Raw genomic sequence first — 8,336 nt, 5'->3', positions numbered from 1 at the left:
GATCTGTTTTGGCTGATAGCTCTTGGAATTTTATTAATTTGTTCTTTGATACAGAATTTTGACGGCGAGTATAAATTTAGGTTTTATATGAAAATATTGCTAGGTTATGGCACTGCCTTTTTCTTTATATACGCGGCAAACTTTATAAATAGCAAAAAAACTATAGCCTTTATGAAGGACAAAATAGAATTTAAAAATAAAACCAAATGCGAAAAAGAGATGGCGTTAAAAAATATCTCCGTTTACAGATATGCTTATATGATTCCAAATTTTGCGCCATTTGATGTGAAAATTAAATTTTGTGTTTTAGTTTTATTTATAATGATCGTCGTGGCATTATACAACTTTAAATTTTATATGTTTATTTTTATAATTATGGGCTTGTTGCTGATGCCTATTATTAAATTTGTCTGCTACATTCTGTTTGAGAAAACGGCTAGGTTCTTACTTTGTGATAAATTGCTGATATGCAACGGTTTCGATTCAGAAGTATTTACGATCAATAGTAAAAAGGAGTTTGATGAGCTACAAAAATATTTCTTGGATACGCTAAATATAGATATTACAGAGGGATATTTATTTTGGAAACCGCCTTATGATATTGCAAAAATAATAGTGAATAAAATGAACAAATTTATGAAATTCTAAAAACAAAAGATAAGGTTTCAAAAATATATAAACGGCACATAATTGGCATGTCGAGGGATAAATAATTTAATCGGTAGAATATTGATCTTTAATGAAAGATAGAATTTAGAAAATTTTTAAATTTTAGTGTTTTGCTTGAAATTTTACCTTTAAATTTACGCACTAATCATCGCCGCTTTCATATACGCCGAGCTCTACGAGATTGCCGTCAGGATCGCGCAGATAGATACTTTGCATAGCGCCGCGCGCGCCCGTGCGAGGCACGACGCCAAGCTCTATTTGCACCCCTTTGCTTTCAAGCTCCGTTTTGAGCTGCTGCGCACTTTGATCTTCGCAGATGAGGCAAAAATCCGCCGAGCCCGCGATAGGACGCGCTGCAAACGGCGCAAACTCGCCCGCGCGGGTGTGGATATTGATCTTTGAAGAGCCGAAGCGCAGGCTGTGTTTGCCGCCCTCGCAAACATGCTCTAAGCCCAAAATCCCTTCGTAAAATTCCACGCATTTTTGCAGATCCTCCGTAACTAGGACGAAGTGATCGATCCCTTTGATTTTCATTTCATCTCCCTGTGCGCTTGCAAGTCGCAAAATTTTTACGCCTCGCGGTGCAATCTTGGAATTCTGCCGTGAAATTTTGCGACAAAATTCCAAATGCTCATAGCGCGAAATCAAAATTTCGCAGCGACAATTTTACGCACGGAAAATTCTGCGTCGGTAATTTTAAAATTATAAAATTTAGCCTAAGTAAAATCGAACGCGCCGAAATTCCGTACCCCCGTAAAATAGAAGCGAAATTTAATCCCGCGATTTCAAAACTAGCGATTTTAAAATTCTCTTGCCTACCTCGACGCCCGGCTGATCATAAGTGCTGACGCCCAGTATCGCTCCAGTAGCGCTGGTTAGCAGCTCGAAGTAGTAAAATAGCTCGCCCACGCTCTGTTCACAAAGCTGCGAAACCTCGATTAGATCGACGCTGATACCCTCATTTAGCACGGCTTGCAGCGTAGCATCGCACTGAAGATTTAGCACCTCGTCCAGTCGCATGCCATTTACGAAATCGCAGCCCTCAAGACCTTGCAGACTGATACCAGGTACCACGTCCGTAGTGCCGTTGCCCGTGAGCTTTAAGAAAGTCACGGTCTTATCCTTTACGCCGTCCATTATGAGCTGAAGGAAGCTGTGCTGATCGCGCGAGCCTACAAGCCCCACAGGAGTAAGCCCCTCGCGGCTAAAGCCGATCTTTTTACCTAGACTTTCCGCCCATAGCTGCACGTACCACTCGCCCAATGCGCGCAGCGCGTCGCCATAGCTAAAAAGGATATTAATTTTCGCACTTTTGTGTGTGGCGTAGTGATAGGCTTTTCGTAGAATTTTATTCTCTGCGATTTTAGCGGGATCGCCTGCTAAAATTTCATCCAGATACCGCTCTTTTGCGGCGGCAGCCCCGCGCAGCATCGCGCTTGCATCAAGACCTAGCCCAACTGCGGGCACTAGCCCTACTGCACTTAACACGCTAAAACGGCCGCCTACGTTAGCGGGCATATTTATTACGCAGGCGCCGTGCTCGCGCGCAAAGACATCCAGCGGCGAGCCCGCATCGGTGATAAAGATGAAATTTTTTGCTAGCGTCTTTAATTCTGAAATTCCAAAACGCTGCAAAACGACCTTAAAAAGCGAGATCGTTTCAATCGTGCCGCCCGATTTAGAGGATACGATGAAGATCGTGCGAGCAAAATTTAACCCTTCAAGCGCGCGGTTTACACTGTGCCCGTCGAGATTATCCAAAATTTCAAAGCGCAAATTCTTTCTTACGCGCGGACGCAGCATCTCATAAAGCGCTCGCACGCCTACGCTGGAGCCACCGATGCCCAAAAGCACGACCCCGTCGTAGCTTCGTGCGCTAAAAAATTCCTGCGCCCGCGCTATTTCGTCTGCGCCTTGCTGCGGCAGGCGGTAGTAGCCTATCTCGCCGCTTTCGTATTCGGCGCGGATCTTTGTCGCCACCTCCTCTAGCGCGCCCTCTTTTGCCGGAGGGAAAAACAGCTCATTTTTTACCATCGCCGAATTCTCGCTCGTAGAAATATTTGATCGCCTCCACGTAGCCTTTTACTGAGCCGCAGTCGAAGCGAGTGCCTTTAAATTTATACGCGATCACCACGCCGTTTTGAGCCTGCTTCAAAAGCGCGTCGGTAATCTGCACCTCGCCGTTTTTACCTGGCGCCGTCTGTTCGATGAGATCGAAAATATTGGGCGTTAGGATGTAGCGCCCGATGATGGCTAAGCTCGACGGAGCCTCGCCAGGCTCAGGTTTTTCGATCATATCCGAGACCATTATCAGATCGTCGCTGATGCTCTTTCCTGCGATGATGCCGTATTTGTTTACGTCCTGCGGCGGCACCTCCATCACCGCAACGACGCTGCAGCGGTATTTTTCGTAAATTTTAACCATCTGCGCAAGCACGCCCTCGCCGTTTTCGTTCACGCACAGATCGTCTGCGAGCACCACGCCGAAAGGCTCGTCGCGGATTAAAATTTTACCCGTATAAATCGCGTTACCGAGCCCCTTCATCTGTTCTTGGCGCGTAAAAGAGAAGGTGCAGCGCTTCATAAGCGCCCTGATCTCGTCGAGCAGATACTCCTTGCTGCTGCCTGAAATTTGATCCTCCAGCTCGTAGCTGCGGTCGAAATAATCCTCCAGCGCGCGTTTGCCGCGACCCGTGACGAAGGCCATATTATCCATGCCCGCTTCCAGCGCCTCGTCCACGCCATAGTGAATGAGCGGCTTGGTAAGGATCGGAAGCATCTCTTTTGGTAGCGATTTGGTCGCGGGCAAAAAGCGCGTGCCGTAACCCGCCGCGGGAAATAAACAAGTCTGGATCATGAAGCTCCTTTGATCTTTTTTTGAACTTTTATTATAATGCAAAAAAGATAAAATTCCGCAAAGGAAAGCCTTGAAAACGATTGAAAAAGAGATCAGCGCCGCACAGGAGATCAAAAAATCAAGCTTCATCGCCTATCTAGCGCCGCTAGCAAGCTTTGAGACGCTACGTGCGCAGTTGAGGCAGCAGCATCCTAAAGCGCGCCATATCGTCTGGGCGTATCGCGCGCTGAACGAGCCCGGGCAGATCGTAGAAAACTCGAGCGACGACGGCGAACCCAAATCGACTGCGGGCGCGCCGTGTCTAAACGCGCTTCGCGGCGCCGAGCTAATTAATGCTGCCGTGCTCGTGGTGCGCTACTTCGGCGGCATCAAGCTAGGCACGGGCGGGCTCGTGCGCGCATACGCTAGTAGCGCAAATGCCGCGATAGACGCCGCCGCGGACGCCGCAGAGCTAGTGGAATTCGTGCTGCGTAAGAAGTGCATATTTTTCGTGCCGTTTGCGGCGGTGGCTAAATTTGAACATTTTTTAAAAAAATCGGGTTTCGTTTATGAAGCGAGCTTCGGCGCTGTGGGAGCGGAGTTTAACGCAGAGCTTAGCGCGGAGGAATTTGAAAAATTTATGGGCTTTGCAGGCGCTCTCGCGCCAGCTCTTAAAATGCTGCACGAGCCGAAATTTTAAAATTTCAAAATTCTATAAAATTTAAAAGCTCACCCAGGCTAAATTTGAAAGCATAAGCGGATTTTGCATTTTATCGCAGCGGAATTTTAAAGCTAAAGTGAAATTTCATCGTGCGAAACATAAAATCCGATAAATTTTAAAATTTTCAAAATTCTGTCGTAATTTGGCTTGCAAAATTTCGCGAAAATTCCGTCCGTAAATTTCAAAACCCCATAAAATTTTTAAAATTTAACGTGCTTCATCTTAGCTTCACGCACAGGCAGGCTTAGCAGAGCCGCAATAGCCGCTAGCGTCATATCCAAATACCACATATAATCATACGCGCCGTATGCCCGCACTGCAAGACCTCCGATATATGCGCCAAAAAATCCGCCGATTTGATGCGAAAGCATCGTAAATCCAAATAGGCTTGCTAAATATCGCGTTCCCAACAGCTTACCGACGGCAGCCGCAGTAGGCGGTACGGTCGCTAGCCAGGTAAATCCTAATCCCACGCTGAAGATATAAAACGTAAGGCTATCTTTGGGTGAGAGCACATAAGCACCAATAAGAGCGATACGCAGGGCATATATGCAAAATAAAATGACTTTACAGCGCACTTTGGAAACACACCAACCTACGAATAAGCTGCCTACGATGTTAGCGATACCAATCAGTGCGAGCGAAAAGGACGCTACCTGCGCGCCATGCCCGCTTAGCGCTACTTCGCTAGGCAAGTGCGTCACTAAAAACGCTACGTGAAAACCGCACGTAGCAAAGCTTAAATTTATCAAAATATAGCTTTTATCGCGCAGTGCCAAACGCAGAACTTCGCCTAAGCTGCGCTTATCTTCTTCATGCAGGCTGGTTTGTTCGCCAAATAGAATTTTACTGCCTGCCAAAAGTCTTGCAAGCGGTAGAATTAGCAAGCTAAGCCCTGCGAGCGTAAAAAATGCGCCGCCGTATCCCAAAGCAGGCGTTGCGATACAAAACCCAATCATCGGCGCAAATAAAAACTGCCCGAACGAGCCGCCTGCATTTAGCACTCCGCTAGCAACCGAGCGGATAGAAAATGGCAGGCGCTTTGCCATTAGGCTCATTAGAATCGGAAAACTACCCGCGCCAAGCCCCAGTGCAAGCCCAAAACCCATCGTTAATACAAGCGCGCTTTCACTACTAAATAACGGCACAAGAGCGCAACTAATCGCCAAAAGCACGCTGCCCCAAAACAGCACGACGTAGGCGCCGAGCTTGTCTGCAAGTATCCCACTAAGCGGTTGCGAAAAGCCCCATACCAGTTGCGTAGTCGCCATCGCAAAGCTTACTTGCGCGATGGATAGGGAATTTGCTTGCATTATAGGCTGCACGAAAAGACCTAATGACATACGAATGCCCATCGTAATCATCAAAATCGCCGCGGCGCATAGGATCATTACCCAAACTGATTTCATATATATTCCTTTTAAAAAATAGAATTATAGCATAAAAATCACGAATACATCGATATTTTATAGATATATTTAATTAATGTATTTTAGTATATTATTTATGTAAGAGGAATTTACCGAGCTTTAATGGGCTTTGCATTAAAATTCCGTTTTCAAGGAGAACGCGATGATTTACGAAGACGAGATGATTTACGTGGAGCGCGAGGAGCACGAAGTGCCGTGGGTGAAGGTCTTTACGAAGGCGAAATTTAAAGAGCTTAGCGACTGCGACGAGGCGACGCTGGCGCATCTGTGGCGCGCCGTGCTTCAGTGCGAAAAGAGCCTGCGGGAGTTTTACGCGCCCGATAAGATCAACATCGCAAGCTTCGCAAACTATGTGCCGCGCGTGCATTTTCACGTCCAGGCGCGTTTCAAAAACGACAGCTTTTTCCCGGAGTCCGTCTGGGGAAAAAAGATGCGAAACGGCAAACTCGATCTGCCGGAATTTAGCGAATTTGCAGAAATTCTGGCGGCAAATTTAAAGATGGAATTCAGATGATAGGCGTGCGCTCAAAAAAATACTTAAGCCTTTTCGCGCTTGCTTGCTGCGGCGCCACCTTTGCATTTTATCTGCGCTTTAAAAGCGAGGAAAATGAGATAAAAATCAAGCAGCAGTTCGATTTCAGCGCGAGTTTGTTTGAAAAGATCGTGGACGAAGAGAAGCTAAACGCCTTTGCGATCTCGCTGATTTTGTCGCAGAACAGCGACGTAGTGCGCTGCTTCGAGAGCGGTAAACACGGCGAGTGCATGGACGTGACGAAAAAATACAAAGACATTTTAAGCGCGGTGCCCTTTTACACGGGCGTTAAGATACATTTTCACACGCAAAACATCAGAAGTCTGGCCAGAAGCTGGAGCGACGAATTTTACAACGACGATCTGAGCTCGTTTCGCCATTCGCTTTTGCAGATCCGCCATAGTCTGCTTCCAAAAGCGCTTGTGGAGATGGGGCGATGCGGAGTTTTTATGCGCGGAATTTCGCCCGTTTTTAGCGAGGGCAAATTTATCGGAAGCGCCGAGATAATGCTCGATTTCGAGCACGTCATCGCGCAGATCAACCGCATGGGAAACGATATTTTTATCCTCGTAGATAAGAGGTTTGAAACCGACTGCTTCTACGATAAAATAGGCGTTATCAAGGACTTTATCGTCGTAAACAGCGCGCCGGATTACGACGTTTTGTCGATTTTGGCGACGCTTGATTTTGGGGCGCAGAGCTTTATCAAAAAGGACGGGCATTATTTTTACGTGCGGGCATTTTCGGACGAAAACGGCACGAAGCTGGGCTATATAATTTTGCACCGCGAAGGCTAGCGGCGGGATTTAAATTTAGGCGTTTTGCAGCTTGTCTGCTTTGTTGCGGCGGGCATTTTAAATTTAATCGTAAAATCGCAGAAATTTGCGCTGAAATTTTAAATTTTAAAAGGAGCGTCGGTATGAAATTTTATAAATCCGTTAAATTTAAAGCGATAGCTGGCGTGCTGCTTCTTATAATAATACTTTGCGCCGCATTTATCCGCATAATCCCCGATTATTCCACTTCACGAGGCTTCACCGTCGTTTCTCTTTCCGACTATAACAAATACGAACAAGGCTATTGCCTCAAAGAAAACAGAATTTTGCCCAAAGAGGAGCGATTTAAGCGCGGAATTTTAGATCTTTTAAATAGGCGCATGCTGTTTCAAACCCTCGTTACCGACAAATGCTATTATGTATATGGCAGTGAGACTTGCAACTACGGCAATAGAGAATTTGCCGTTAAAGTAGGTTTTTACGAAACGGATAAATTTAATAACAATGATTGGCTGGAAGTTCTATCTAAAGAATATGAGATACAAAAACGTAAAAATCAAGCCGCTTGGCCATATAGAAATATCTTTGTCGAGAAATTTCAAATGAAGCCCGTAAATATCTCAGCAAGATTAAAGATAAATTTAAACAATAGATCAGCCGGTTTTGAGGAGCCTATAGTAGAATACGGCGGTTTGCGCGAGTATATTTTATACTTCGATAAAAGCTTTATATTGTATGATAATTTCGAATTTAGATATGCCACGATTACAATATACGAAGGAGATACCATAAAAGATTTGTCTGAAGGAAAACAATATTATGACAACACCATAGAAAATGAATCGCGCGAAAAGAATTATTATTTAAAAATCGATACATGCGGCAATAGCGATTTTAAAATTTATAAAAACAATGTCGAAGAAATAGCGGATCGTTTGGTAAGAGAGGATTTGTTTAAAGGCGGCTGAAAAGCCGAGTAAACAACTGAAATTTTAAATTTTAAAAGGAGCGTCGGTATGAAATTTTATAAATCTCTTAAATTTAAAGTCACAATAGGCGTGCTGCTTCTAGCGGCGATACTCTGCGCCGTATTTATCCGTATAATCCCCGATTATTCCACTTCGCGAGGCTTTGTTGTGGTTTCTACTTCCGACTATAACAAATACGAACAAGGCTATTGCCTCAAAGAGGGTAGAATTTTACCGAAAGAGGAACTGTATAAAAGAGCGATAGGGCAGTATTTGGATTATGAGCTAAAACTAGATCAAATGATCAATGATTATAGGGTTTATGCTTATGGTAGTTCCCGGCGCAGCTCATATGAAATCGCATATTATGAATTAGAAAATATAAATTTATCGAATTGGTTTGA

General features: G+C 45.0%; 9 protein-coding genes and 1 pseudogene. 6 read left to right on the top strand and 4 right to left on the bottom strand.

Annotated elements, in window-relative coordinates; all coding sequences use genetic code 11:
- On the top strand, positions 1 to 648 hold a 648-nt coding region (locus tag Q0614_RS03300), incomplete at its 5' end, for a hypothetical protein (RefSeq protein WP_298786512.1).
- A gap of 162 nt (positions 649 to 810) precedes the next feature.
- Here the strand turns inward: Q0614_RS03300 and Q0614_RS03295 are convergent.
- The 3 genes from Q0614_RS03295 to galU all read right to left on the bottom strand — a co-directional run bounded on the left by Q0614_RS03295 (position 811) and on the right by galU (position 3,526).
- Positions 811 to 1,203, bottom strand: a complete 393-nt coding sequence (locus Q0614_RS03295; RefSeq protein ID WP_298786511.1) for a VOC family protein — start codon at positions 1,201 to 1,203, stop codon at positions 811 to 813.
- Between the two features lie 237 nt (positions 1,204 to 1,440).
- Positions 1,441 to 2,703, bottom strand: a complete 1,263-nt coding sequence (locus Q0614_RS03290) for a glucose-6-phosphate isomerase (protein WP_298786510.1) — start codon at positions 2,701 to 2,703, stop codon at positions 1,441 to 1,443.
- Positions 2,690 to 3,526 (bottom strand): UTP--glucose-1-phosphate uridylyltransferase GalU, encoded by an 837-nt coding sequence (gene galU / locus Q0614_RS03285; protein ID WP_297881561.1) that lies wholly within the window; start codon positions 3,524 to 3,526, stop codon positions 2,690 to 2,692. Before galU ends, Q0614_RS03290 begins: the two co-directional genes overlap by 14 nt.
- A 70-nt stretch (positions 3,527 to 3,596) precedes the next feature.
- Between galU and Q0614_RS03280 the strand changes: the two genes are divergently transcribed.
- Positions 3,597 to 4,205: a YigZ family protein gene (locus Q0614_RS03280; protein WP_298786509.1), complete on the top strand. Its 609-nt coding sequence runs from the start codon at positions 3,597 to 3,599 to the stop codon at positions 4,203 to 4,205.
- A 221-nt stretch (positions 4,206 to 4,426) separates the two neighbouring features.
- Here the strand turns inward: Q0614_RS03280 and Q0614_RS03275 are convergent, their stop codons facing one another.
- On the bottom strand, positions 4,427 to 5,635 hold the full coding sequence (locus Q0614_RS03275; protein ID WP_298786508.1) for an MFS transporter: 1,209 nt from the start codon (positions 5,633 to 5,635) through the stop codon (positions 4,427 to 4,429).
- A gap of 163 nt (positions 5,636 to 5,798) precedes the next feature.
- Here Q0614_RS03275 and Q0614_RS03270 point away from each other — a divergent pair, with 163 nt between their 5' ends.
- The 4 genes and pseudogenes from Q0614_RS03270 to Q0614_RS03255 form a co-directional block, all read left to right on the top strand.
- A complete protein-coding gene (locus Q0614_RS03270; RefSeq protein WP_297881567.1) occupies positions 5,799 to 6,170 on the top strand; it encodes an HIT family protein in 372 nt (123 codons plus the stop codon).
- On the top strand, positions 6,167 to 6,985 hold the full coding sequence (locus Q0614_RS03265; protein ID WP_298786505.1) for a cache domain-containing protein: 819 nt from the start codon (positions 6,167 to 6,169) through the stop codon (positions 6,983 to 6,985). Before Q0614_RS03270 ends, Q0614_RS03265 begins: the two co-directional genes overlap by 4 nt.
- 122 nt (positions 6,986 to 7,107) lie before the next feature.
- Positions 7,108 to 7,932, top strand: a complete 825-nt coding sequence (locus Q0614_RS03260) for a hypothetical protein (protein ID WP_298786504.1) — start codon at positions 7,108 to 7,110, stop codon at positions 7,930 to 7,932.
- A 48-nt stretch (positions 7,933 to 7,980) separates the two neighbouring features.
- Positions 7,981 to 8,336 (top strand): annotated as a pseudogene (locus tag Q0614_RS03255) (hypothetical protein); the annotation flags it as partial.

The organism is uncultured Campylobacter sp. (assembly GCF_937997595.1).
Lineage (GTDB): Bacteria > Campylobacterota > Campylobacteria > Campylobacterales > Campylobacteraceae > Campylobacter_B.
Note: the sequence above shows the minus strand (reverse complement) of the source record. Positions and strands in the feature narration are given on the sequence as shown.